This window comes from Syntrophomonas sp. UBA5494 (assembly GCF_002426325.1).
The window spans coordinates 19,368-21,828 of record NZ_DIPG01000115.1 but is presented as its reverse complement, the minus strand read 5'-3'; the positions used below and the strand labels follow the sequence as shown (position 1 = coordinate 21,828).

At 52.6% G+C, this 2,461-nt stretch carries 3 protein-coding genes; all 3 read right to left on the bottom strand.

The genetic code is table 11. The features are described from left to right. Positions 1-714 (bottom strand): FprA family A-type flavoprotein (locus B3W37_RS12815; protein ID WP_483176056.1); only part of this gene is annotated, 714 nt, incomplete at its 3' end. A gap of 231 nt (positions 715-945) precedes the next feature. Continuing rightward, the gene (locus B3W37_RS12810) at positions 946-2,289 is read right to left on the bottom strand and encodes an acetyl-CoA hydrolase/transferase family protein (RefSeq protein ID WP_483176055.1); all 1,344 of its coding nucleotides are present in this window, start codon (positions 2,287-2,289) and stop codon (positions 946-948) included. A 79-nt stretch (positions 2,290-2,368) separates the two neighbouring features. Next, positions 2,369-2,455 carry an acyl-CoA dehydrogenase family protein gene (locus tag B3W37_RS12805; RefSeq protein ID WP_483176066.1) on the bottom strand — a complete coding sequence of 29 codons (87 nt, stop codon included), beginning with the start codon at positions 2,453-2,455 and terminating at the stop codon, positions 2,369-2,371. Between the last annotated feature and the right edge of the window lie 6 nt (positions 2,456-2,461).

Genomic DNA, 2,461 nt, shown 5'->3' with positions numbered 1-2,461 from the left:
GCGGTAATGATTCATATAATCATGGGGATTTTGCCGCAGTATGAGGCCGTGCCCGGGGCAAATCATGCCGATATCCACCCTCTCCAGCCGGTTAAGAGCCTTGATGACATATTTTTTGAAAGGGGACATAATACCGTCATAGTAATATTTGAAAGCCGGGAAAAGCTCAGCTTCAATTTCATCGTTGAAGAGATGGGGGCCGGTGAAATGGCTGCCGAAGCAGTCCCCGCTAAACAAAATCTTATCCTCCTGCAAGTAGGTAAAAATGTTGTCCGGCCAGTGCAAGAGCAAGGCGCTCAAGAAGCTCAAGGTTTTGCCGCCCAGTTCGATTTTGTACCCTTTCACAATAGGCTGGCAATTAAATGGCCTCCGGCACACCTCTTTCAGGAATTCCAGAGCCGTACCGCTGGCCACGATAGTCAGATGCGGCATTACTTCAAGCAGTTTTTGCACCGCTCCAGAGTGGTCTGGTTCGGTATGGTTGATCACCAGATATTTCACCTGCTCCAGATCTGTCACTTCACGCAGGGAACTGAGATATTCTTCAAAAAAGGGCTCCTTAACGGCATCGATAAGGGCCGCTCCGTTCTCACCCTTTACCAGGTAGGCATTATAGGTGGTTCCGGAGTCGGTCTTCATCACGATGTCGAAATAGCGGAGATCCGGATCCTGTACTCCCAACCAGTACACCCCTTCAGTTATCTGAACTGCCACTTTCATTCCTCCCTTTCAAGTTTATGCCATATATACATATTATACCTTGATACCTGGAAATCAGCTAAATCTCGGCAGAAAATAGAAGGGAGGCCGCCAGTACTGCTGGCAGCCTCCGCCGATAGCCATATGCCGCAGGGGCTCAAAGCCCGTTAACAGTGCACTAAGCTACGAACATCTGGAGGTATGGTCCTCAGTTGATGACGCCAAAGCCAATCAAGTCCGTCCCGCCTAAACGATCTTATTGGTCCGGTGCCAGATACCCATATCATTAGCCTGTTTGACCAGATCATCCCGGAACTGCGGATGGGCGATATTGATGAGAGCCTCCGCCCTTTCATAGGTGGATTTGCCCTGCAGATTGACGATCCCGTACTCTGTCACCACATAGGTCACAATAGTGCGCGGCACGGTGACGATAGCCCCGGTGGGCAGGGTGGGAACCACCCGGGAGATCAGTTCGCCGTCTTTACCGGTGACGGTGGAACTAAGGCAGATGAAGCCCTTGCCGCCTTTGGATTTGAAGGAGCCCATAATGAAATCCAACTGCCCGCCGGTTCCGGTGATATGCCTGATCCCGGAGGATTCAGAACATACCTGCCCATACAGGTCGATTTCGATGGCGTTGTTGATGGCCATGACATTGTCGTTCTGCGCGATGACCCAAGGGTTGTTGGTGTAGTCAACCGGGTACATGGCGCATTCGGGGTTGTTATCCAGGAAGTTGTAAAGTTTGTTAGTCCCCATGGCGAAAGTGAACACCATCTTTTCCCGGTCGATCTGTTTGCGCTTGCCGGTGATGCGTCCGGCCTCATGCATGTCGACATAGGAGTCCACCAGCATCTCGGTGTGCACCCCCAGATCCTTGATGTCGGACTTGGCAATCATTGAACCGATGGCATTGGGCATGGCGCCGATGCCCAGCTGTATGCAGCCTCCGTCAGGAATCTCATTGACGATGATCTCCGCCACTTTATTATCCACGTCGTTGACGGGGATGGTGGGCAGCTGTATCAGGGGACGGTGGTCGCCTTCCACGATGTAATCCACCTTGGAGATGTGGATGGTTTCGTAATAGCCGCCAAAAGTGCGGGGAACAGCATTGCATACCTCTACGACGATTTTCTTGGCAGCGCGGGTGGTTGCCGAGGTTATGGAGTGTGAAGTCCCCAGGCTGAAATACCCGAATTCATCCATGGGACCCACTTTGATCATGGCCACATCCACATCTACATAGCCGCGATTGTACCACTCCGGGGTGTAGTGGTAGGTCAGGGGGGTGTAGTAGCACAGCCCTTTGTCATGCAGTTTGCGGCTGGCCCCGCTGAAATGCAGGTCCGTAAAGGTGAAGTGCTCCATGGTGGGATCCACCTGGGCGATCTGCACCGGGAAAGGACACACCACGGTGCTCACCTTGACATCGAACAACTCGTCTTTGCGCGCGGCCAGGGCGGCATCCAGCACATGAGAATTCATCATGAATTCCCCATATTGGACCTTGTCTCCGGATTTGACCACTTTCACAGCTTCGTCGGCGCTAACCAGTTTCTTTTGATATTCCTCCGCGTATTTCATTGGGACTCCTCCTCCTCTTTTTCTTATTGCCGGGTGGTTTTGAAACGGGGCGGTCGTCCGGCGCCGGGGCTGCCCCAAATTAACCTCTCAAGAGATCGCCGGCGATGACCAGTCTCTGCACTTCGCCGGTGCCTTCATAGATCTGGAATATCTTGGCGTCACGCATCAGTTT

Bases quoted from the DNA above. Each gene is read 5' to 3' on its own strand.
- B3W37_RS12810 (WP_483176055.1), bottom strand. From the start codon at position 2,289: ATGAAATACGCGGAGGAATATCAAAAGAAACTGGTTAGCGCCGACGAA.
- B3W37_RS12805 (WP_483176066.1), bottom strand. From the start codon at position 2,455: ATGCGTGACGCCAAGATATTCCAGATCTATGAAGGCACCGGCGAAGTG.